General features: G+C 60.8%; 15 protein-coding genes. 6 read left to right on the top strand and 9 right to left on the bottom strand.

What is annotated here, in order from left to right; genetic code table 11:
* The first annotated feature begins 1 nt into the window (after position 1).
* A complete protein-coding gene (locus N688_RS03360) occupies positions 2 to 868 on the top strand; it encodes a purine-nucleoside phosphorylase (protein ID WP_052887964.1) in 867 nt (288 codons plus the stop codon).
* A gap of 179 nt (positions 869 to 1,047) precedes the next feature.
* Here N688_RS03360 and N688_RS03365 read toward each other — a convergent pair whose 3' ends face one another.
* On the bottom strand, positions 1,048 to 1,743 hold the full coding sequence (locus tag N688_RS03365) for a hypothetical protein (RefSeq protein WP_052887965.1): 696 nt from the start codon (positions 1,741 to 1,743) through the stop codon (positions 1,048 to 1,050).
* 719 nt (positions 1,744 to 2,462) lie between these two features.
* A complete protein-coding gene (locus N688_RS03370; protein ID WP_052887966.1) occupies positions 2,463 to 2,939 on the bottom strand; it encodes a hypothetical protein in 477 nt (158 codons plus the stop codon).
* Between the two features lie 149 nt (positions 2,940 to 3,088).
* On the opposite strand from N688_RS03370, the gene N688_RS03375 reads away from it, so the two are divergent.
* The 4 genes from N688_RS03375 to N688_RS03390 all read left to right on the top strand — a co-directional run bounded on the left by N688_RS03375 (position 3,089) and on the right by N688_RS03390 (position 6,456).
* A complete protein-coding gene (locus N688_RS03375) occupies positions 3,089 to 3,427 on the top strand; it encodes a Sec-independent protein translocase subunit TatA/TatB (RefSeq protein ID WP_052887967.1) in 339 nt (112 codons plus the stop codon).
* 512 nt (positions 3,428 to 3,939) lie between these two features.
* Complete coding sequence (locus N688_RS03380) at positions 3,940 to 4,464, top strand: MarR family winged helix-turn-helix transcriptional regulator (RefSeq protein WP_052887968.1); 525 nt, start codon at positions 3,940 to 3,942, stop codon at positions 4,462 to 4,464.
* On the top strand, positions 4,445 to 5,542 hold the full coding sequence (locus N688_RS03385) for an ATP-binding cassette domain-containing protein (protein ID WP_202901830.1): 1,098 nt from the start codon (positions 4,445 to 4,447) through the stop codon (positions 5,540 to 5,542). Before N688_RS03380 ends, N688_RS03385 begins: the two co-directional genes overlap by 20 nt.
* A gap of 5 nt (positions 5,543 to 5,547) precedes the next feature.
* The gene (locus N688_RS03390; RefSeq protein WP_052887969.1) at positions 5,548 to 6,456 is read left to right on the top strand and encodes an ABC transporter permease; all 909 of its coding nucleotides are present in this window, start codon (positions 5,548 to 5,550) and stop codon (positions 6,454 to 6,456) included.
* 114 nt (positions 6,457 to 6,570) lie between these two features.
* On the opposite strand, the gene N688_RS03395 is transcribed toward N688_RS03390, so the two are convergent.
* The 3 genes from N688_RS03395 to cysS all read right to left on the bottom strand — a co-directional run bounded on the left by N688_RS03395 (position 6,571) and on the right by cysS (position 12,341).
* Positions 6,571 to 7,485 (bottom strand): DNA adenine methylase, encoded by a 915-nt coding sequence (locus tag N688_RS03395; protein WP_052887970.1) that lies wholly within the window; start codon positions 7,483 to 7,485, stop codon positions 6,571 to 6,573.
* 371 nt (positions 7,486 to 7,856) lie between these two features.
* On the bottom strand, positions 7,857 to 10,304 hold the full coding sequence (locus tag N688_RS03400; RefSeq protein WP_052887971.1) for a penicillin acylase family protein: 2,448 nt from the start codon (positions 10,302 to 10,304) through the stop codon (positions 7,857 to 7,859).
* 606 nt (positions 10,305 to 10,910) lie between these two features.
* Positions 10,911 to 12,341 carry a cysteine--tRNA ligase gene (gene cysS, locus N688_RS03405; RefSeq protein WP_052887972.1) on the bottom strand — a complete coding sequence of 477 codons (1,431 nt, stop codon included), beginning with the start codon at positions 12,339 to 12,341 and terminating at the stop codon, positions 10,911 to 10,913.
* A 770-nt stretch (positions 12,342 to 13,111) separates the two neighbouring features.
* Here cysS and N688_RS03410 point away from each other — a divergent pair.
* Positions 13,112 to 13,300, top strand: coding sequence for a hypothetical protein (locus tag N688_RS03410; protein WP_052887973.1), 189 nt, complete (start codon positions 13,112 to 13,114; stop codon positions 13,298 to 13,300).
* 294 nt (positions 13,301 to 13,594) lie between these two features.
* Here the strand turns inward: N688_RS03410 and metH are convergent, their stop codons facing one another.
* The 4 genes from metH to N688_RS03430 all read right to left on the bottom strand — a co-directional run bounded on the left by metH (position 13,595) and on the right by N688_RS03430 (position 21,646).
* Positions 13,595 to 17,197: a methionine synthase gene (gene metH, locus N688_RS03415; protein WP_052887974.1), complete on the bottom strand. Its 3,603-nt coding sequence runs from the start codon at positions 17,195 to 17,197 to the stop codon at positions 13,595 to 13,597.
* Positions 17,198 to 17,627: 430 nt separating this feature from the next.
* Positions 17,628 to 19,541 carry a serine/threonine-protein kinase gene (locus N688_RS03420; protein WP_052887975.1) on the bottom strand — a complete coding sequence of 638 codons (1,914 nt, stop codon included), beginning with the start codon at positions 19,539 to 19,541 and terminating at the stop codon, positions 17,628 to 17,630.
* 241 nt (positions 19,542 to 19,782) lie between these two features.
* A complete protein-coding gene (locus tag N688_RS03425) occupies positions 19,783 to 20,997 on the bottom strand; it encodes an aminotransferase class V-fold PLP-dependent enzyme (RefSeq protein ID WP_052887976.1) in 1,215 nt (404 codons plus the stop codon).
* Positions 20,998 to 21,205: 208 nt separating this feature from the next.
* Positions 21,206 to 21,646 carry a YbjQ family protein gene (locus N688_RS03430; RefSeq protein ID WP_052887977.1) on the bottom strand — a complete coding sequence of 147 codons (441 nt, stop codon included), beginning with the start codon at positions 21,644 to 21,646 and terminating at the stop codon, positions 21,206 to 21,208.
* Between the last annotated feature and the right edge of the window lie 322 nt (positions 21,647 to 21,968).

Genomic DNA, 21,968 nt, shown 5'->3' on the forward strand with positions numbered 1-21,968 from the left:
TATGTTGTACGACCAGGTCGAGGAGGCCGTCGCAGTAATCCAGCAGCGCTCTCCGTTGGTCCCCCAGGTGGCTCTGATTCTGGGGTCGGGTCTGGGCGAGTTGGCCGAGGCGGTAGAGGCTACGGCTGCTATTCCTTACGCTCAGCTGCCACATTGGCCCTCGTCGACAGTGGCAGGCCATGCTGGTCGCCTGATAGTGGGGCAGTTGGAGGGGGTGGCATTGGTGGCCATGCAGGGCCGGCTGCATCTCTACGAGGGCTATACACCGCAGGAGGTCACGCTGCCTGTGCGGGTAATGGCGCGTCTGGGCGCCCAGGTGCTTGTGGTGACCAATGCGGCTGGCGCCTTGAATCCAGCCTATCAGCCTGGCGATTTCATGCTGATTCGCGATCACATCAATCTGCCCGGGCTGGCGGGCTGGCATCCGCTGCGTGGTCCTCACGATGAGCGGTTGGGGGTACGCTTCCCGGCCATGACGGCGGCTTACGATGAGGAGCTGCGGGCCGTGGTGCAGCGGGTGGCTGGAGAGATTCCTAGCCTGCGCCTGCATGAGGGGGTCTATGTGATGGTCAGTGGCCCATCCTACGAGACGCCGGCTGAGCTGCGCTTTCTGCACCAGATTGGGGGCGATGCTGTGGGAATGTCCACCGTGCCCGAGGTGATCGTGGCCCGCCATGTGGGGCTGCGTGTTCTTGGTCTGAGCCTGATTACGAATAGCGCCACCGGGAGCGAGGGGCAGCCGGTCGATCATAGCGAGGTGCTGGCCACTGCTGCCGCCGCCAGTTCGCGTTTTGTGCTCCTGATCCGAGGAGTGCTGCGCGAGCTGGCGCAGATGCTGCAGGGACGGGCGGAGCAAGCGAGCGAGTGAGGAAGTGAGTGAGTGAGTGAGGAAGCAGGCCAGGCCGACAGGAAGTCCCTGGCGCCGAGCTGCTTGCTTGCTGGTCGGTGAGACCACAACAGGATGACTATCGCTGGCGCTCTGTCAGCCTCTGGGCTGGCAGGAGATCGCGACGAGACGAAAGGCAGCAGCCAGCAGCCGGAAGGTGCTCAGTCGTTGCCTGGTCCCATCCCCTGTGCTTTGGTAATAACGATGTGGGCCCAGCTCCAGTTGTAATGGATGCCCTGCCAGTCGGTGAGCAGGACGAGATCATACTTGCCCGGCTGCACGCTGGGGGAGATAGTGTAGTTCCAGGTGGCTCGCCCTTGGGAGTCGCAGGATTGGGTTTGTGGGGTGCCTGCCGAGAACTGTAATCCTGCGACTTCGTCGTAGGACTTGTCTTTGACCTGCCCCGGAATAGGTTGCTGGATGCTGGCCTGATCCATGCGCTTGCCAATATCGGGCAGCTGGAGGAGTGCCCCATCAGGGACACGGTGCACCAGCCAGAGCTTGCAGGTCACTCCGCTGCGGTTGATGGCCTGCCCTTGCTTGTCGATGGCCTGGGCGGTCACGGTGTAGCTGGTCTGGCCGTCGGCGACTTCGCTGAAGGTCGGTCCGGCGGCAAAACGGGGAATCCCGAGGAGAATGGGCACCGGCGAGGGCGTTGGTGTCGGGGTAATGGTGTGCTGGGCGATGGTGGGCACGGTTGGCGAAGGCGTCGGTTGGCTGGCACTGGATCGATGATGCACGGCGGCCCCGAAGGCGAAGCCACTCATGATGCCGGCCAGGGCAAAAAGGACCAGGGCACTGACAACAATCGTGCGGAGCTGGGTTCCACTCGGGGGGAAGCTCTCTCTGGGCTGCATGGTTCCCTCACTCACTTCTGTACTTGCTTGCTTGCTCACATGGGTAGCGTACCAGCGCTACCCTCCTCATTTTTATTTCTGCATTTCTCTATTCGGCTTAGATGATAGCACAGGCCAGAGAATAGGCAGTAGTGGAAGACCGCTTTCTCCCCCGATCTGGCCATGTCGGCGAGCGGCAGGGCAGGCAGGGCGAGTAGTTGAGGATGGTCCTGGCTAAGGGAGAGAAAAAGGAGCTGGCGCTGCTTGCAAGTGGCCAAAAAGAAGGAGACCGATTGCTGTAGCAGGAACCGAAAACAGCAATCGGCAGGCTCGGAGTGGGGGTGTGTGGGGGAAGCTCCGGGCCTGGATCTCCTGCGTCGACCACTGCCGGCCTCTGTACTCACAGTCGTAGCCCTCTCCTCTCACTTCCTCGTTTCCCCATTCCTTGCGTGATCCTCGTGGTGGGGTGCCCCCTCTTACGAGGCAGGGTCTGAGAGACGCGAGGAGATACTGAGAGAGAGCATCAACTACGCTGTGAGGAGAAGCCAGGCGATCAACCTCGGCACTCTCTCCAATATAATAAACTCCCAACAATCACTTTTTCGTTCCTGAATTTTTTTCGCTGTCCTGTCCCGGCCAGTCGTTAAGAATCGCTGTGGGCTGGTTGACCTTGGCCGGGGCCTGGGCAACGGAGCGGCTCCAGCGCAGCGGGCGGCTGCCGCGGCATCGTCAGGATCGCCTTAGAGGGCGATGACGGCCTGGCGGAGATAGCCAGCGCGCGTAGCCTGTCCAGGAAAGGCTCGTCGCTGGGCCAGGGTGCCGAAGAGGCGGAGGCGAATAGCGGTCCATTCCCAGCGCAGGGCCTCATAGACTGTAAAGCTGTGGGGACTATTGTGGGCGAAGAAGGTGGCCAGCTCGCGTGCTTGCGAGAGATAGGAACTGAGGATCAGAGCCTCCAGGCTTTTGACGACGAAGCCGGCGCGGGCCCAATGCCAGCTTCCGTCAGAGCGCATCTCGCGGGGCTGATACCAGACGTCGAAGGTCAGACGTAGCAGATCGGTGGCTGCGCGCGGCGTTGAGAGCAGGGCAAGCTCTAGCTGGACTTGCTTGATATCGCCGTCGTGAAGCCAGGTCCCGTGGAGCTTGCGCGCTGCCTCGAGGGCTGTCTCCAGGGCTGGAACGTCGTGGCGCAGGCGCGCATAGTCGCCCCAGAGCATGGCACCGAACTATTGCTGAGTGCCCATGCTCTCGCGCGAAGCGAACAGCCTATGGTATCATACTCTTGAGAAGAACCAGCGAGTAGGGATGCGACTACTGGCCTCCCAGTTTGGAAAGCGAGAGAGAGCCAAGACGAAAGGTGGCCCCTATGGGCTTTCATCCGATTGACCTGCTCATCATTCTCCTCTTTGGGTTGGCACTCTTCGGGCCGCGGGCGCTCCAGTCGGTGGCGCGCAACCTGGGCCGAGGAGTTGGTCAAGCCAGGGTAGTGAAAGATAAGATCAAAGAAGAGCTGCAGGTTGAGGAGCTGGCGCAGATCTCCGGGAATATCCCTCGCCTGCCGCTCAATACGCGTGAGGCGGCCAGCCTCCTGCTCAAGGAGCAGAAGGAGCAGCGTGCAGGCCAGAGCCAGGAGGCGGCGCTGACCCCTGCCCATGCGGAGCAGGCGAACAAAGGCGCAGTCCGTGACAGCGCTGCCGGTGTCTGAGCGGCACTTCCGCAGGTGAAGCCTGCATCCCTGGCGATCCTTGTCGCCACGAGTCAGCCTCACCCACTTCTAGACTGTTAGCATTCTTCATTCCCGTCTGCGACGGCAAAGCCGCCGTAGTTATCCCTCTATTGCGTTACGCCATCGCCCCTCTCTTTTTGCGTCTCACCCTCACCGGCTGAACGTGGACAGGGCTGGTGATCGGTGATCGGCAAGCGAGCATAAGTAAGCAAGAACAGTCCGCAGCCTCGCCCCGTCTCAGGGCCTATCAGAGGCCCTCTCAAAGAGCCACTGGAGCAGAGAAAGAATCTGCCACCTTGACACTGATCCGATATATCGTTATACTTTCAAGAAAACGATATATCGAATTGAGAGATGGGCTTGACAGCGGTGAGAGATCGTGCTATTCTTTGATCAAGTCAATAATTGTTACTATCACTAATTGGTAGCAACAACGAACTGAGTAGAGCAACGAGTTAGCAACGCAGGAAGAAAGGAAGCAAACAGGGGTCATGGAAAGAGAGACCGATGGTGAAAGGCAGGTACAGGACCTGGAGGAGCAGGCGGAGCGCTTTGCGAGCTTGTTCAGCCAGATTCAGAGGGCGATGGGAGCGAGTTTCAAGCGGGCCCATCAGCATGGTGTGATCGTGAGTACGACCCAGTTCATGGTGTTGGGCTTGCTGCAGCGGGCACTGCAAGAAGGGGGGGAGCCGTACACCATCGGTCTACTGGCCAGCCATCTGGACCTTGATCCCGCGACGGTGGTGCGGGCGGTTGACAGCCTGGAACGACGGGGGCTGGTGATGAGGAGGCGTGATCAGCAAGACCGTCGTCAGGTTTTTGTCGAGTTCACCGACTCTGGGAGAGAATTGCGCCAACACATGGCGCATCAGATGAAAGAGCAGCTCAAGGCAGTCTTCAGCCTGATGAGCGAAGAGGGGCGGTGTGCACTTCTTCGCGGGCTAGAAGAACTGGCCACTGTGATAGCTGAGAGAGCTGAGAGAGAAGGAGAGTTACATGGCAGACATGGCTGCTGAAGAGCAGACACTGCAAGGAGAACAGCTAAACGGACGGATTCAGTCGCCGGCGGATCTGCGGATGGCGGTCGCGAGCGAGGGAGTGCGGCCCACGGGGGCGCCCATCATCGAAGTCGAGGGCCTGACCCGCCACTATGGCAAGCTAGAGGCGGTTAAAGGCATCTCGTTCGAAGTCTACCCTGGGGAGATCTTCGGCTTCCTCGGTCCCAATGGTGCCGGCAAATCGACCACCATCAACATGCTCTGTACCCTGCTGCACCCCACTGCTGGGCGGGCGCGCATCGCCGGCTACGACCTTGTGACGCAGCGCAACAAGGTGCGCGAATCGATCGGCCTCATCTTCCAGGACCCGAGCCTTGACGATCGCCTGACCGCAGACGAAAACCTGCGCTTCCATGCCACCGTCTATGGTTTGCCGGCGGCGGTGAGCAAGCAGCGTCGCGAGGAGCTCCTCAAGATGGTCGATCTCTACGACCGGCGCGATCAGTTGGTGCGTACCTTCTCGGGAGGCATGAAGCGCCGCCTGGAGATCGCTCGTGGCCTCTTGCACTATCCGCGCGTCCTTTTCCTTGACGAGCCAACCATCGGCCTTGATCCACAGACGCGCCTGCATCTCTGGTCATATATTCTGAATCTGCGCCAGCAGAAGCAGATTACGATGTTTTTGACCACGCACTATATGGATGAAGCTGAATATTGTGATCGAATTGCCATTATAGATCATGGCAAGATCGTGGCGCTGGACACGCCGAGTCGGCTCAAGGACATGGTAGGAGGCGATGTCATTCGTCTCAAGACCAGCGATAACGCTGTGGCAGCGCAGCAGATCAAGGAGCATTTTGGGGTGGAGCCGCGGGAGAACAAAGGGGAGCTGGTCTTTGAGATTGCGGGCGGCGAAGAGCTGGTTCCGCGCATCGTTGAAACGGTGACGGCGCGCATTGCCTCGATCAGCGTGCGGCGCCCGACGCTGGACGATGTCTTCATCAAGCTGACGGGACGTGAGATCCGTGAGGAAGAGGCTGATGCCAGGGAGCAGATGCGTGGCTTCATGCGTTCGCGTCAGTGGGGAAGGAGATAAAGATCATGGCGACAACTGTAGCGACGCCGCAACCGGCGCAGATTGAGCAGACCCTGACGCCGATCAACGGGGCGTTTCGGCGCAACCTCAATACGATTGTGATCATCTGGTACCGCGAGGTTTTGCGCTTTGTGCGCGACTGGATACGGATCATCACCTCGCTGGCCCAGCCGTTGATGTTTCTCTTCATCTTTGGTTCTGGCCTCTCCAGCAGTCTGAATGTGGTTGGCAGTCAGGCCAATCTGCCACCGGGGACGCCGACCCTGGATTTCCGAACCTTTCTCTTCCCGGGCGTCTTGAGCATGACCGTGCTCTTTACCTCGATCTTCTCGGCGATTTCAATCGTCTGGGACCGCGAGTTTGGTTTTCTACGGGAGATGTTAGTGGCGCCAATCTCGCGTACGTCGCTGGTGCTGGGGAAGGCTTTGGGTGGCAGCACGATCGCCATGTTGCAGGGGACGATCATGCTGATCTTTGCGCCGCTGGTGGGGGTCAATCTGAGCGTCGGCCTGGTGGTCAAGCTGATGCTGGAGATGCTGCTGTTGGCCTTCTCTTTGACGTCGCTGGGCATTGTCATTGCCTCGCGCATGAAGTCGATGGAAGGCTTCCAGATGATCATGCAGTTCTTCCTGATGCCGATGTTCTTCCTGAGTGGGGCGCTCTTCCCCCTGCGCAATCTGCCCGACTGGCTGGCCTTCCTGACGAAGATTAATCCGGTGACGTATGGGGTGGACCCGCTGCGGCAGGCGGTACTGCGGGCGCTCAATCTGCCCCAGTTTGTGCTGGATGGCCTGGGCCTGGGTGTGAAGGTCTTCGATACGACGCTCTCGACGCCGGTGGAGCTGGCGATTGTGGCAGCGTTGGGGCTGATCTTTATCATCTGGGGCGCAGTGGCCTTCAATAAGCAGGATTAGAGACGAGAGCCGCCTGCCAGCCTGCCAGCCTGGCGCTCTGGACCGGGCAGGCAACTTTCTGGAAGAAGGGGCCGGTATCTTTTGCCTTTGAGGCGAGGATACCGGCTTGATTGATTATTGGGGCCATAGCTCTGCTGCCTGGCTCAGTCCCTCTCGTCGCCGCCGACCCTGTTGCCGCTGCTGCGTTGCCCCCTTCCAAGCTGCTGCTTTGAGGGCGTCATAATTTACCCACAATACTTCTTGCCTGGGAGTCTTCTTCGAATGGCAGAGCTTTACTGGCGCCTCGACACATTGCCAGTCTCGATAGAGATGGCTAAGGAGATCACAGTGATAGCCTGAGAGGGCGACCTTCCCTTTCACACTGTGCAGTACCTCTGCCAGGCGGCGATGATCATCGTCGCTCATCTCATGCGCATAGGCATTGGCATCCCCACGAGCATCGTGGGGATAGGGCGGATCGCAGTAGAAAAGGGTCTCCTCGCTATCGTAGCGCTCGATGACATCGATCGCAGGGGCATGTTCAATTTGCACGCGCAGCAAGCGTTGGGCTATTTCGGCCAGTCCCTCAACGCTGCCCAGCCAGCGCGAAACGGCCCCTGCCATCCCGGCGCGGCTGGTCAGGATGCAGTGCGCCCAGCGTCCGGCGCTGGCGGACTGCGCCAGCCGGGTACGAACTTGCCTGGCGCGAATGAAGAAACGCCGGGCCCGTTCCAGATCCGAGAGACCTTCCGGCGCTTCGCTACACGCGCGCTCGAACTCCTCGCGCGAGAAGGGCGTCAGGCCGATGGCTTCGATCAGGGCCTCTTTCTGCTCGCGCAAGACGCGGAAGAAATTGACAACCTCGCTGTCGAGGTCATTGTAGGTCTCCACTGGTGATGGCTCGCGGTTGAGCAAGACGGCAGCAGAGCCGCCAAAAGGTTCACAGTAGTGCGTGGTCTTGGGCAGCAGCGGTAAGAGCCAATTGAGGTGATTAAATTTCCCCCCATACCAGCCAAAGGCGATCAGTCTTCTTTTCCCATCGTGTTCCATGCCAGCAGCCTCAATGCACTTAGAATAGAAGAATACCTCTGATCCGCCGCTTTGGATTCCCGCGCGGCTAAAACCGCGGCGGAGAATACTGTCAATGAGGCAGTATAGACCAGTTGCCTGACCTTTGCAAAAGTCTCTGCAGCGAGAGGCTTGTTCCTGGGCAGCTGCTGGCAAGCGATCCAACGGTGCCGGGTGAGACGCTGGCTATCGTTTTCTCACCTGGTGCGTGGGCCGGCCATAGAGCAGCTCCGCGGAGAACCAGCGCACGGAGAAGGAAGAGGACAGACAACAGATGATCCCAGCTGTTGTCTGTCCTCTGCAGTGACAGTATCTCGGGCCTGATGAGCTGCCTTGTCTCCGCAGAGAGGAGGCTAGCGCGGCTGCAAGAGCAAGCGGCCCTCCATATTCTCCTCGATCGCCTGGCGCTCGAAAAGCATCGGATGATGCTCCGTGCGCAACCAGGGGCGCACGAAATCACCGTAGTGGCGGCTGCCGGGATGGCCCGACTGCCCGGGTGCATGGCCCGAAAGCGAAGCATTCAGATCGGCCAGGTTTACAATCTGGCGATACGAAGGCACGATCACCACCTGCTCTGGCTGGTTAGGCAGCACCGCGCCCATAAAGACCGTATCGATATCGCCGCCCGCTGGATAGGGGCCACGATTGAACAGCTTATCGAGCGGTTTCACATTCCCCAGCGGATGCTGATAGGTCAGGCGGTGAATCGCTCCATACTGCCAGCGTGCCACATCTGGGCCCAACTTCTCCAGCAGCTCAGCAATAGCTGCCGACCAGGCCGCCGAGATAGCCGCCTGCCACGAGTGTGGCCCATTGGGAATAGCCGACTCCGCAAACCAGGCGTCGTCACGCTCCTTCAGCAAGCGAATCAGCAGCGGCTTACTCCGACTGGCATAGCCGTTAAGAATCGCCAGCAAAGTCGAACCGACGCCCAGGTACTGATAGAGCAACTGCTCATCGTCGCCGATGACCGCCCCGAAGACAATGCGCTCCAGCTTCTGCAAGAACGTCTCATAAATCGCCGCTCCGGCGCTCTGAGGAGAGAGCACATAATCCCACTCCCGCAGCGTCTGCAGCGCCGTCTCCTCCAGAGCATTCGCCGGGCTGACCGTCTCGAGCACGTGAGGCACAATCTCGCGAGCCGGCAGCGCATACTGATCAGACTGGATGCGCGCCATATCCGCCAGCGACAGTCGTTCCTTACTCAGCAGCAGATCACGGATGCGCTGAGCGCGATACCCATTCAGCCACTCGTGAGTAATGTAGTAAGGATAGTCATCCTTCACCACGCGGTTATTGGCCGTCACAATCACGTGCTCAGGCGGATTAAAGAGGCGCGGCAGCTCCTCAAAGGGGATGAAGCCCGTCCACTCATATTCCCCCGTCCAACCCGGCGAAGGCAGCAGCGTCTGACGGTGGCTACGGACAGGAATCAGGCCCGCCATAATGTAGCCGATATTGCCCTCGCGGTCAGCATAGACCACATTCTGCGGCGGCACATCCCAATCGCGCATCGCCTCCAGGAACTCCTCCCAGCAGGTTGCGCGATTCAGCTTCTCCACTGCGGCAATAATGCGGCACGACTCGAAACCGGTCCAGCGCAGAGCCAGCGGCACCTCTGAGGGAGTAGCGCCGTCTCCCTCGCTCGCGCGTCCCTGCCCTGTAGGCAGCGTTGTCAGAATGGGGCCATGACGTGTCACCACTACCTCTTCGACAACCGGCTCCTTCCGTCCCTTCACATGGATCTCCTCGCGGATCACCTGAGCTTCCTCCCACTGGCCCCGGAACTCGTAGCGAGATGGATGCTGCGGATCAAACTTCTCGATGTAGAGATCCTGAACATCGGAAATCGCGTTCGTCAGGCCCCAGGCAATATGGCGATTGTGGCCGATGACGATGCCGGGCGTGCCCGGGAACGAAGCCCCGATCACATCGATATCGCCAGCCACCAGGTGGCACTCGAACCAGATCGAAGGAGCCCCCTGAGCCAGGTGCGGATCATTGCAGAGAATGGGAGCGCCCGTCACCGTCTTGCTGCCATCCACCACCCAGTTATTGCTAGCCCCCAGCGGGCCGAAACCGCTCAGCAGCTTCACCTGCTCATATGGCTCCAGCAAGCCCGGATTGACGCCGCCGTACTCGGCCCCGGGCGGGATAATCAGCGGATGTGCAGGATCATAGCCGGCCTCCAGTTTAGCCGCTCGCTCTGCTCCGGCACGGGCCACAATACGGGCCCGAATCAGCTCACTCTCCCAGTTGCCACTCAGGTTCCAGCCCATCATCTTCGCCCAGAGCAGACTATCGGCAGGCTGCCAGGGGGCGGGCCGATAGCGCAAGAGCGTGAACTCCACCGGGAGCGTGTGATTCTCGATACAGGCATTGACGCCGGCGGCATAGGCCTCCAAGATCCGGCGATGATGGGCCGAGAGATGGACCACATCGCTGGCAGCGGCGCGATGCAAGCCCAGGCGTCGACAGAAACGATCAAGGTCCAGCGTGACTTCTCCCACGATCTCCGAGAGCCGGCCTGAGCCCAGACGGCGATTGAAGTCCATCTGCCAGAGGCGCTGCTGAGCATGGACGTAGCCCTGACCAAAGAAGAGATCATCTTCGTTGCGAGCATAGATATGGGGCACGCCATAGCGGTCAGTAATGACCTCGACCTCTTCGTGTAAACCAGGCAGGCGCCGGACACCCTTGGGCGAGGGAACAGGGCGACGCAAAAAGAAATAGTAGGCGCCGCCAACTGCGCCCGCCAGACCGGCAGCGGCCATCAGCGTCTTTTGCCACCAGGATGCCATGAGTCTCGCCTCCTTTGCGTACGTATGATCCGACTCGCTAAGCCAGCTTGCACAACCGCTGGCCTGCTCCTGGCTTGTCGCTTGCGCAAGCGACCGCTCATCTAGCCATCACATCACGCTTCTCCACTTGCGCGAGCAACTGGGATAGGTCAGAAGTCGGCGAGTCGCTCTATGCTGAAATCTGATCCGACTGATACTTCAACCATCGGCGCTTGCCCATCTGCCCGGTATGAGCAAGCGAGCGAGGAAAAGTAGAAGAACAGCGGGAAGAACACCAGGCTGACCCTGGCTCCCTCCCGCTCTTGCTAGCAGACAACCTGGATCATCCAGGCAATATTATACGTTGTCAGTGGAGCAGACGGCAGGCTCTCGTAGTCGACTCTGGCCGCAAAGCATGGTTGCCGCGCTAGCAATCCGCTCTAGAGCCAGCGAAAGCCATCGTTCGCCTTCTGGTGCAACCGCCTATGTTCAACACCGACGCAAGGCGCATGGCAGGTGGCAAAGAACCAGGCCACGGACAGAGAGCTGGGTAGGCGGGCATGCAGCCGTGAGCAGTTCCTACCAGCGACATCGGGCCTGGCCGAAGCTCTTCGTCGGCAAGCCTGGCTAGATCAGCTCGGTACCGTGAGATGTATCGCGCACCTCAAAGCCATAGGCTTTGATTTGCTCGCGTAAGGCATCCGAGCGTTGCCAATCGCGAGCGGCGCGGGCCGCCTCGCGCTCGCGCACCAGAGCCAGCACCTCCTCGGGGATAGAGCGCGGCTGGCGTGGAGCCACCGTCTCCAGGCGAAGACCGAGCACGCGGTCAAAGTCCAGCAGCAGGCGGCGCCGCTCGGCTGGTGGAATGCGCTGATTACGAAGCGTGCGGTGGGCCAGATTGAGAGCTGTGGGCAGCTCCAGATTATCGTTGATAGCCTCGTGGAACGCATCCCGCAGACGCTGAGCCTCCTCCGACCAGGGACCGGTCGCCCCCGCGCCATCGGCGGGCAGCTCCGCTAGCGTCTCGCGCAGGTTGTTCAAGCCGTTCTGCGCTGCCGTGATCGACTCATCAGTGAAATTGATCTTTGAGCGATAGTGCGCGGTCAACAGCAGATAACGCAGAGCCAACGGCTCAATGCCGCGCTCCTTCAGCGTTGAAAGCAGCACCACATTGCCCTTCGAGCGAGCCATCTTGGCATTGCCGAAATCCAGAAACTCGCCGTGGACCCAGTAGCGCACTGGCGGCTTGCCGCTGGCGCCCTGGCTCTGCGCGATCTCATCCTCGTGATGGGGGAAGATCAGATCGACCGCGCCTGTGTGGATATCGAACTGCTCGCCCAGGTACTTGACGGACATGGCCGAGCACTCGATATGCCAGCCCGGGAACCCCAGGCCCCAAGGGCTATCCCAGTTCATCTGACGCCTGGGGCTACCGCGCTTCCAGAGGGCAAAGTCCTCGGGAGACTCCTTGTCATCGGCCACCTCCATCTGTTCGCGTCCATGCCCACCAGCCCGCAGCTGCTCCAAGGTATTGCCGGAGAGCTTGCCGTAGTCCGAGAAGCGGCTTACATCGTAGTAGACGTTGCCTTCGCCTGTCACGTAAGCCAGCCCTTTCTCGATAAGCCTGGCGATCATCTCCTGCATCTCAGAGATATGCTCGGTTGCCTTGGGAGCGATGTGGGGCGGCAGAATATTCAGCTCGGCAGCGTCCTCCTCATAGCGGCGTGTATAGTAGGCGGCAATCTCGTAGGCTGAGCGACCCGTCCGGCGCGCCTCATGCTCGATTTTATCCTCGCCGCTCTCCTCAACGTCGTTCTGCAAATGGCCAACATCCGTGATGTTGCGCACCAGCAGCACCTCGTAGCCGTTGTATTCGAGCATGCGGCGAAGCCAGTCGGTCATCAGGAACGTGCGCAAGTTACCGATGTGGATGTCGCGATAAACGGTGGGACCGCAGCTATAGATGCCTACCTTTGACGGATGCAGCGGCTCAAAACGCTGTTTCTCTCGACCGAGTGTATTGTAAAGCACAATCGGCCTGGCCGGTATGCTGCTCATTGTGCTCTTCTCTCCTAATGTCCAGAAATGCTCACAGAACTGTACCCAAATGGAGCCGAGGATCAAGAAAGCAGAAAGGCAAGTGGTACGCTAATTGCGCGTGTTGCGGTCAGAAACAGCGTGGGTACAGAAGTGTGTTGCAGCTCGTGGTATAGCTGCCATTATGCCCATAGCACCTTCAGTCCTCTGATTTCTCTGCCCTGTGTCTCTCGTCTTGTCGGGCCTCAACTCATCTGCGCTCGCGCCTGGGGACAGGTCGCGCTAGCGAGCGCTTGCGTGGAGGCTGGCCTGCGTTTCAGCTGGGAGGGAGCCACCGATGTGCGACGGTTAAAGAAGGCCCGTCTTCGCTAGTATAGCATACTCTCAGGCGCTGGTATAGTCCCGCACAGAAATTGCCGGGTTTTTTCTACTCTGTGGCCATTGCCCATCATTTTTTCGGTTTGCGCCCCCTGTTCCGTCTACAGAGTAGAAGGCCAAAGCCGCAGGCAGGGAGAGAGCTGGCAGCCGGGTCTCCCCTTGTCCAGTCCAGGCTGATAGCAGCGGTCTTCCTGCGGGCTGCCTCCAGGGGCAGCGATCTCCTGCCGTACTTTCCTTGGCATGTTTAACCCCTGGCTTGCTCTTGCCAGGCCGACGCGGCGGGGAAAATCGATTTATAGTAGTCTTACTTATAGTTTCTGGCTACATCTAATATTTCGAGATTATAGAAGAGATCTCGAAATCGGTGGTGGCCAGCCAGTCTGTATCAAGCAGAACAGAAAAGGAGAGAATGTATGCGTGACAGTCGAGCGCAGTCTGAGCAGCGCACCTGGCGGCTCTTCCCCTATGATGGCCCGGGTCCTTATGATGACGACAACGGTGGAGAGAGCCGTTGGAAGCCCGGCACCTCGCCCGAGGACACTGATCCTGAAGAAGAGGAAGGAGAGGAAGCGCCAGCCTGCGGTCAAGGAGTGGGGCAGTAGCTCGTCTCTCGTCTGCCTGCCACTGCTGGTGAGCATGCGCCATCGGCTCATAGGAGCGCTGATCGCCGTTGAGGCGGTGACGTTTGCTCCCTGGCCAGATGCGCTGATGGCAGGAAGAGCGCACCGACCCTCTGCGAGCTCTGCCCAGCACATCCTATCACAGCCACCTGTGTAAGAGCAATCGCCGTGGCGAGGCCAAGAGCGGAGCGTGCTGGCCATCCGAAGCCAGGACCCTCCAGGTCTGGGCCTGGGCCGCGGCGATCTAGTTTTGGCAGGCTGCAGCAGCCTGAGTGCTCACAAGCTGCTGGTGCCTGGCGATGGCTCTCGCACCGCGAAGTAGACGGCCTGGGGATGATGGACCACGATAGCTGCCGTCGACTGCTCCGGCACCAGCTGATAACCGGCGGTCAGCTCGACCCCGATACTATTCTGAACCGGCAGCAGGGTGAATAAGACGCGGTGATCCTCCAGGTCGGGAATCGCGGGATAGCCCCAGCTATAGCGTCTGCCTCGTCCTTCTTGCTCTCTCAAGCCCAGCTCATGCCGGATGTGTTGATTGGCGTACTCGGCCAGGGCCTCTGCCATCTGGACCGATAACCCATGAAGAAAGTAGGCCTCTGCATAGCGTCCCTCTTGCTGAAGCTGGTGAACCAGCTCCGAAGGCCCGGGGCCTACGGTGACCACCTGCAGTGCTACAACGTCAATGAGGCCGCTGGCTGTCGAGGCAAAATAGTCGGCCAGACAGAGCCGTTCGCGCTCGCGCTGGCGTGGGAAGTGGAAGCGAGCCAGCTCGCGCAGAGCTTTGCCATCCTCCGTAAGCGACTGCGGATCATAGACGATCAGGCTATTGCCCTGCGACTGGCAGGGGTAGTATCCATAGATAACGCGCGGCTGCAGGTAGCGCTGTTGCCTGGCCTCGCGTAGCATGCGCTCCAGGCGCGGACGAAACTCCTGCGTCACCAGGCGCGCGAAGTCGTCGCCGTGCGCCTTACCGCCCCAATGCAGGCGGAAGAGCGTATTCTCATCCAGACAGGCTGCAATGTCCTCCAGGCCGATGCGCTCCAGGACGCGCGGCCCCCAGAAAGGCGGCCTGGGAATGGAGGGGGCGGGCTTGATACTGGTCGACGGCTGCTCGTCCTGGGCCACGGACCCGGTAGGGGAGGCAGTCTGTTGCTGTTGCTGCTTTTGCAGCTCGCGAAGGGCTTCCTGCTTGATACGCTCCACAAAGGCTTCGCGCTCGTGGGGGGCGCCGGTCAGGCGATCCATAATCTCCAGGCCCTCGAAGGCATCGCGGGCATAGAAGACTCCTGGCTCATAAGGAACCAGGCGTCCTTTCTCGCGTGTGGTACCATCCGTCTCCTCGACAAAGAGGATGCGGCGGCCATAGGCGCGATTAATGGCGGCGCCACCCACGATCACCGGGTAGTGCAGACCGCGTCGGTGCAGTTCCTGGACGCAGAGCGGCATCTGCTTCGAAGTGCTGACCAGCAGAGCCGAGAGGCCAATGGCGTCGGCGTTGACCTCGACGGCCTTGTCGAGAATCGTGTTGAGCGGAACCTGCTTGCCCAGATCGTAGACCGTATAGCCGTTATTGCTCAGGATCGTATTAACCAGGTTTTTGCCGATGTCATGGACGTCCCCGAAGACGGTGGCCAGCACGACGCGGCCCTTGGTATAGCCCTCCTTGCGCTCAAGATAGCCCTCCAAATGGGCCACGGCCCGCTTCATGACCTCGGCAGACTGCAGGACGAAGGGCAGGATCAGCTCGCCGGCGCCGAAGCGATCGCCGACCTCCTTCATCGCTGGCAAGAGCACGCCGTTGAGCACCTGGACAGCGGCCTCACTGGCTTTCAGGCCGGAGGCGGCGCAGCGCTCCTGGATGGCCTGGGTGATCAGCTCCTCGATGCCCTCCTTGCGTCGATGCAAAATCTGCCAATGGATGCGCTCATCGGTACTCAGGCCTTCTGTGGGATCGCTCCGCGTCTCCGTTCCTGTTTCGGGCTGAGCATACTCCTCAAAATAGGCGATATAGCGTGGCAGCGCTTCAGGACGGTTGTAGATCAGGTCCTCGGCGAGGCGGCGCTGCTCCTCGGGAATCTCCGCATAAGGCTTGATATGGGCGGGGTTCACAATGGCGGCGTCCAGGCCGGCGCGCACAGCGTGGTAGAGAAAGACGCTGTTGAGCACGGCGCGAGCTGGCGGTTTTAGGCCGAAAGAGACGTTGCTCACTCCCAAGAGCGTCAGGGCACCGGGCAGCTCGGCCTTGATCCGGCGCAGCGCCTCCAGGGTCTCGATAGCCGCTGTGTGCAGGTCCTCCTGGCCCGTTGTGATAGGAAAGGTCAGGGGATCGAAGAGCAGCGCCTCGGGTGCCAGCCCATACTCCTCGACGCAGATCTCATAGATGCGGCGAGCCACCTCCAGCTTGCGCTCAGCGCTTCTGGCCATACCAGCCTCATCGATGGTCAACGCCACTACTGCTGCTCCATGCTCGCGGGCCAGGGGTACCACACGCTCAATGCGCTCGCGCCCGTTCTCCATGTTGATCGAATTAATAACGGCCCGGCCCGGGTAGACTTCTAACGCCGCCTGAATGACCGCCGGCTCCGTCGAATCGATGAAGAGCGGGACCTCGATGCTCTGGGAAAGCTTCTTAATGGTCTGAGCCATCTGCACGGCCTCATCGCTGCGTTCCGTGAGGGCCACGCAGACATCCAGGGCGTGTGCGCCACCCTCGACCTGTTCGCGAGCGATGGCCAGCAGCGCATCGTAGTCATCGCGCAGCAGGGCCTCCTTGGCTTTGCGGCTTCCCTGGCTATTGACGCGCTCGCCAATCAACAGCGGTGGCGGGTCCTGCCGCAGATGAGTTGCGCGCATGCCGCTGGCTACCAGAGGGAGCGAGACAGTGGCAAAGCTGCCCTGCTGGAGCACCTCGTCGGCTGGCGGACGCGGACGACGCGGCGCCGTCCGGCAGGCTTGCACGATGGCCCGCAGGTGGGCGTGAGAGCTGCCACAGCAGCCCCCCACGATATTGACGCCGAAGTCGGTAATGAACTCGCGCAGGGCGGCTGCCATTGCTTCGGGAGCCAGCGGATAGACAGCTTTGCCACCGACGTTCAGGGGAATTCCGGCGTTAGGGATCGTTGAAATTGGCAGCGGGCACTGTTCCGCCAGGTAGCGCACCGGTTCGCGCATATGCTCGGGGCCGGTCGAGCAATTGAGGCCAATGACCTGCACCCGCAGCCCGACCAGAGTCGCCATCACAGCGGCGATATCCGTGCCGAGCAGCATGCGCCCGCTGGTATCGAGCGAAACCTGGGCCTGAATCGGCACGTGTCGCCCGGTTTGCTCCATCGCGAGGCGCAGGCCCGTCACAGCCGCACGCACCTCCAACAGATCCTGGCTGGTCTCGATCAAGAGCACGTCGACGCCGCCCTCCAACAAAGCGGCGGCCTGCTCCTGGAAGACCGTCACCAGCTGCTGATAGGTGATATTGCTCAACACCGGATCGTCTGAGGACGGCAGCATGCCGGTGGGGCCGATCGAACCCGCCACAAAGCGTGGCCAGTCGGGCCTACTGTAGCGGTCGGCCAGCCGGCGGGCCAGGCGTGCGGCGGCCAGGTTAATCTCGCGGGTGCGCTCCCCAAGGCCATATTCGTTGAGCTTCAGACGACTGGCCGTGAACGAATTGGTCTCCAGTACATCGCAGCCCGCTTCCAGAAAGCCCACATGGATCTCCTCGATCACCTCGGGTCGCGTCAGCACCAAATACTCATTACAGCCCTCGGTAGCAGGTCCACCGTAGTCGGCGGCAGTCAGCTGATAGGTCTGAATTGTGCTGCCCATAGCACCATCGAAAATCAGGACGCGCTGTGCCAGGGCCTCCAGAAAGCGGCTCATAAGCAGACCGCTTGCCTCCTCTACGCTCTTGCATGTATTCCTCCTCCGGGCGAGCAGACAGGCAGGCGATGCAAGATGCTCGGCGCTGGCTGGTTAGCTGCAGCCGGAGTCAGTTGTCGGTTCGTATGACGTAGCGCATCGATCGGAGCGAGGTAGCCCCGAAGTCGATGGCCTTGGGCGCGGTGGTCAGCAGCAAACAGGCTCTCTGGAATATGTATGGAGATGCGCCGATATCGTAAGTCGCTGACGCGACGCTGACCGGGTTGCTCTATTATAGCACGTTTCTCGATTCAAGCTGAGGTGAAATCGGTTCCCAGGTGGTGCGGAGGGAGCAGTCTGCCGTCCCTGAGCCTGGGGAGGCGGGGGCCGGGAGCGAAGATCGTCTACCCGTAGAGGGAGAGGTGACCAGATAATGCCCTCTCTCCCTCTCTCAGTTCGTGGCTGTAGTCTTCTCGCTGAAGGGGGCCCAGATCTGCACGGTACCATCCCACGAGCCGGAAGCGATGACCTCTCCGGCAGGTGACCAGGCCAGGGTGCTCACCCAATCGCTGTGGCCACGGTAGCTTAAGAGCGGAGCGGGCGGCGGCGCGACCTCGCCGGTGGGCCGCCAGAGATGGACCTGCTCATCGACGCTGCCGGAGGCGATCAGGCGGCCATCAGGTGACCAGGCCACGCAGGTCACGCCGCCGTTGTGGCCGTAGTAGCAGAGTGGTTCGCGCCCGCCGTCGATCCCACGTGGGTCGCGGGCCTCCCACACCTGGACCGATTGATCATCGCTGGCGGAGGCCACAAAGCGCCCATCGGGCGACCAGGCCACTGCGTTCACCTTATCGTGGTGGCCGTAATAAATGCGAATGTTGCCCCCGGTGCTCGCCGTTGGCTCCCAGACATGGACCGTGCGATCCTCGCCTCCAGAGGCGAGCTGGCGGCTATCGGGTGACCAGGCCAGAGCGGCAATGCTGCCGTGGTGACCGCGGTAGGTACAGACGATGCGGCGAGTGGCGATCTCCCAGACCAGAGCGATCCGTTCCTCGCCGGCGGCGGCCAGATACCTCCCATCGGGCGACCAGGCCACTGCCAGGATACGCTCGCTGAGGCCCTCGTAGCGTGCGCCAGCGGGTGACTGCAGTCGGGCGGCGCGGGCGTCCTGGGGTAGGACAGCGAGCAGCTGGACTACCTCGGACAGCAGTCCATCGGTCATGGCCAGATAACGCCCATCGGGTGACCAGGCGATGACTGGCGCCTCCAGGGAGAGGCCACGCTGTACCAGCAGCGTTTCCCCGGTGCGGCTATCCCAGATCTGGACGCTCTCATCCTGACTGCTGGAAGCCAGATAGCGCCCGTGACTGGCCCAGGCCAGCGAGGCCACCCGGGCACTGTGGCCGCGATACACCAGGCGGGGTGCGGTCACCACGGATGAAGGCGACAACTCGCCCGGGGGCGCCGCCGCTGACTGAGCAGCAGCCGGGGCAAAGGGCAGCGGCGATTTAAACTGCGAGCGAGGCAGAGGAGAAAGCGGGAAGCGCTCCTGACGACTGGCCCGCTCCAACTCACGGGCGAACTCCTCCACCGAAGGAAAGCGCTCATTCGGGTCCTTCGCCAAAGCGCGCATTACTACCTGTTCCACTGACGGCGGAACCGCCGGAGCGCGTTCGCGCAGCGATGGCGGAGGGGCAATCTGATGCTGCAGGGCAATCTCCTGGGTAGTGCCCACGAAAGGCCAGTCGCCCGTCAGCCACTCATAGACCACTACTCCCAGGGCATACTGATCGCTGGCCAACCGGGGGCGTCCGCGCAGCTGCTCCGGCGCCGCGTAGGGAACCGTTCCCTCGAAACCCTGCAACTTCTCGCGACGGTAACCGGCACTGCGCGCCACCGTTGCAATATCGAAATCGCTCAGCCAGACCTGGTTGTCTGGTCCCAGCAGCATATTGTGTGGCTTAATATCGCGATGGATGAGTTTATAGCTGTGGATATGCTGCAAGGCCGCAGCCACCTGGCGCACGTAGGAAACCACCGTTGGCAGGGGCAGAGGAGTACCACGCGGATGCCGCTCGCGCAGCGTGCCGTGTGGGGCATAGGCCATCACAATGAACGGCAGCCCATCCTCCGCTCCAAAATCGAAGACGCGCACAATGTGTGGATGCTCCAGCCGTGTTAAAATCTGCGCGCGGATCAGCAACTCGGCCAGCTCCTGACTGGAGAGCTGCGCCTCAACCACTTTGAGCGCTGCCTGGGCCCCCGTGCGCACGTGCTCCCCCAAATAGACGCGCGTCATATGGCCCTGGCCCAGCAGGCGCACCAGCCGATAGCCTCCAAGCCGCTGATCGATTCGACTGACCATAGCGCTCTTCTCCCCTCGCAAGGTGCCTACCTACCCTGGCCGCCGTCGTCATCTTCTCTCTCCCTTGCGAGTCCTCTTGTTGGAGGATTCTAGAGAATGGGCGAAGAACATGTCAAGCGGATAGTCAAGATGGTATATGTTGATGCTTTTTGTGGTCTCTTGTGCAATAGCGAGAACGGAAGACGGGAAGGCCGCAAAAAAGGGAGCGTAGCGCCCCAACACGAGCGGAGGACGGGGCTGCTCAACTCAGCGAGCGACTGGTACCTGCCAGCAGATCCTCCAGCGTCCGGGCGAAACGCTCGACCTCCTCCTCGGAATTATAGTAATGCACCGAAGCGCGTACCAGCGCCTGAAGGCCGTGGGCCTGCATATCCAGGAGCGCCGCCTGTTGAGAGACCACTGAGACATTGATGCTCTGGCGGCGCAGTGCCTGGCGAAGCGTCTCGGCCTCCCAGCCCTCCACCGTGAAAGTCACAATACCGCCCTGAATCACGCCCCGATCATGAACGATCACCCCTGGCAGCGGGCTGAGGCGTGTGCGCAAGAGATAGGCAAGATCGCGAATACGGCGCCAGAGCCGCTGCTGATCCCATTGCAGAAAATAATCGATAGCTGCCCCCAGGCCCAGGCGATTGGCAATACTGGCCTCCCAGCACTCAAAGCGGCGCGCGTCGGGACGCAGTCTATACTGATCGGGCGCCGTCCAACTGGCAGCATGGAGATCGATCAGCGGAGGCTCCAACGCTTCCAGTACCTCCTTGCGCACATAGAGAAAACCAGTGCCACGCGGACCGCGCAAGAACTTGCGCCCTGTGCCTGCCAGGATGTCGCAACCGAGCGCCCGCACATCAAGTGGCATCTGGCCCACCGACTGCGTTGCATCTAACAGATAGAGCGCTCCGGCCTCACGGGCGATCTGCCCCACTTCAGCCGCGGGATTGACCAGGCCATTATTCGTCGGCACGTGCGTCAAAGCGATCAGGCGGACGCGCTCATCGATGGCATTGCGCAGGGCACTCACAGAGATTTGCCCGTACTCATCGTCAGGGATCACCTCGACGTGGAGACCGGAGCGGCGCCTCATCTGCAAGAAAGCCAGGTAGTTACTGGCATATTCGGCCATGCCGGTCAGAATACGGTCGCCGGGCTCGAACGGAATGGCGTAGAAAGCCATATCCCAGGCGCGGGTGGCGTTCTCCACCAGGGCCACCTCGTCCGGCTGGCAACCGAGCAGTGTGGCTACTGCCTCGTAGACGTGGGCAAGCGCCTCGCGTGCCTCCTCGGCGGCTTCGTAGCCGCCGTGACGGGCCTCGCGCTGGAGATGAGCGCTCACAGCCTCTAAGACTGGCTGAGGCATCAAGGCGGCCCCAGCATTATTGAAGTGAAGCACCTCTGTGCACCCTGGCGTCTCCGCGCGTACCTGAGCCAAATCAAATGCCCGCGTTTGCCGTTCCATGCTGTCCCGCTCCGTTCTCGGTCTTGGTTAGCCGTGCAGCTACTCACGTCTGGCAAATCGAACCCTTTGTCTGTTTCAACCTGCCCCCGTTCTGGCTACACCACCAGAAGGGGCCAGGCGCCGCGCAGCCGATCAGCGGCGAACGGGCGATCGCAAGCATCCGCCGCTGGAGCTGACAGCGCCGGGACCCCGATCAGGAAAGGCTTGTTTACTCCCCAACAGGGATAACGACGCGACCTTGACCGGTGGGCGGCATGTTGGGACCACTGCCGACCCAGCGTACGGCGGTGCCGATGGCCGTCACCTCCATCCATTCGCCGTTATGCAGATACTGGACCTGGATGTCGACGCCGATCACCCCATCGGCCCCCAACTGATCAGCCTCAAACTGCATGCGGCTCAACGCCAGCTCGCGCGCCTGATACATCAGCTGGGTGTATTCTTTGAGCTCGCCCTGGAAGTGGGACTTGATCCCCGCCAGCCAGTTGCGAATGGCGCCCATCGAGTAAATGCAGTTGCCCATCACCAGACCCAAGGGCTGGAAGCCCTTGTCGACAACTAGCCAAAATTCCTGCCCGCTGAGATCGGAAGTAAAAGCCCGGCCCCGGTAGCCCGGTCGGATATCCATCGCTGTTCGTGGTTCGCCCATGTGACCTCTCTTTCGCTTTGGTCTTACCTGGCCGCTTCTTGTAGTCTTGCTTGCTGCCACAGTGCGCAGCCATGCCGCGCTCGCCGCCATTCCAGGATAGGCAATCGCCTCTGGAATGTCAACCATTCGGCGCGCGAGACGCTTTCAAGCGCTGGCCTTGCTACCTGCCTGGCAGCTCCTATTTGATCTACGTCTGGCTCAGCTTGACTCATACGTCTAAAATATGACTGGAAAGTTCAATGTGGTTGAAGAGAGCGTGAAGCGCGGTGTGGAGCCTTCCCCGTGAGTCCGAGGAAGAAGGGGAGCAGCATCGACCATGAGC

The organism is Thermogemmatispora carboxidivorans (assembly GCF_000702505.1).
In the GTDB taxonomy this organism is placed as follows: domain Bacteria; phylum Chloroflexota; class Ktedonobacteria; order Ktedonobacterales; family Ktedonobacteraceae; genus Thermogemmatispora; species Thermogemmatispora carboxidivorans.

What these genes read in the sequence shown, in the direction of transcription:
- N688_RS03370 (WP_052887966.1), bottom strand. Translation starts at nt 2,939, where the DNA reads ATGCTCTGGGGCGACTATGCGCGCCTGCGCCACGACGTTCCAGCCCTG.
- N688_RS03430 (WP_052887977.1), bottom strand. Translation starts at nt 21,646, where the DNA reads ATGGGCGAACCACGAACAGCGATGGATATCCGACCGGGCTACCGGGGC.
- N688_RS03425 (WP_052887976.1), bottom strand. Translation starts at nt 20,997, where the DNA reads ATGGAACGGCAAACGCGGGCATTTGATTTGGCTCAGGTACGCGCGGAG.
- N688_RS03375 (WP_052887967.1), top strand. Translation starts at nt 3,089, where the DNA reads ATGGGCTTTCATCCGATTGACCTGCTCATCATTCTCCTCTTTGGGTTG.
- N688_RS03380 (WP_052887968.1), top strand. Translation starts at nt 3,940, where the DNA reads ATGGAAAGAGAGACCGATGGTGAAAGGCAGGTACAGGACCTGGAGGAG.
- metH (WP_052887974.1), bottom strand. Translation starts at nt 17,197, where the DNA reads ATGAGCCGCTTTCTGGAGGCCCTGGCACAGCGCGTCCTGATTTTCGAT.
- N688_RS03365 (WP_052887965.1), bottom strand. Translation starts at nt 1,743, where the DNA reads ATGCAGCCCAGAGAGAGCTTCCCCCCGAGTGGAACCCAGCTCCGCACG.
- N688_RS03400 (WP_052887971.1), bottom strand. Translation starts at nt 10,304, where the DNA reads ATGGCATCCTGGTGGCAAAAGACGCTGATGGCCGCTGCCGGTCTGGCG.
- N688_RS03420 (WP_052887975.1), bottom strand. Translation starts at nt 19,541, where the DNA reads ATGGTCAGTCGAATCGATCAGCGGCTTGGAGGCTATCGGCTGGTGCGC.
- N688_RS03395 (WP_052887970.1), bottom strand. Translation starts at nt 7,485, where the DNA reads ATGGAACACGATGGGAAAAGAAGACTGATCGCCTTTGGCTGGTATGGG.
- N688_RS03360 (WP_052887964.1), top strand. Translation starts at nt 2, where the DNA reads ATGTTGTACGACCAGGTCGAGGAGGCCGTCGCAGTAATCCAGCAGCGC.
- cysS (WP_052887972.1), bottom strand. Translation starts at nt 12,341, where the DNA reads ATGAGCAGCATACCGGCCAGGCCGATTGTGCTTTACAATACACTCGGT.
- N688_RS03390 (WP_052887969.1), top strand. Translation starts at nt 5,548, where the DNA reads ATGGCGACAACTGTAGCGACGCCGCAACCGGCGCAGATTGAGCAGACC.
- N688_RS03385 (WP_202901830.1), top strand. Translation starts at nt 4,445, where the DNA reads ATGGCAGACATGGCTGCTGAAGAGCAGACACTGCAAGGAGAACAGCTA.
- N688_RS03410 (WP_052887973.1), top strand. Translation starts at nt 13,112, where the DNA reads ATGCGTGACAGTCGAGCGCAGTCTGAGCAGCGCACCTGGCGGCTCTTC.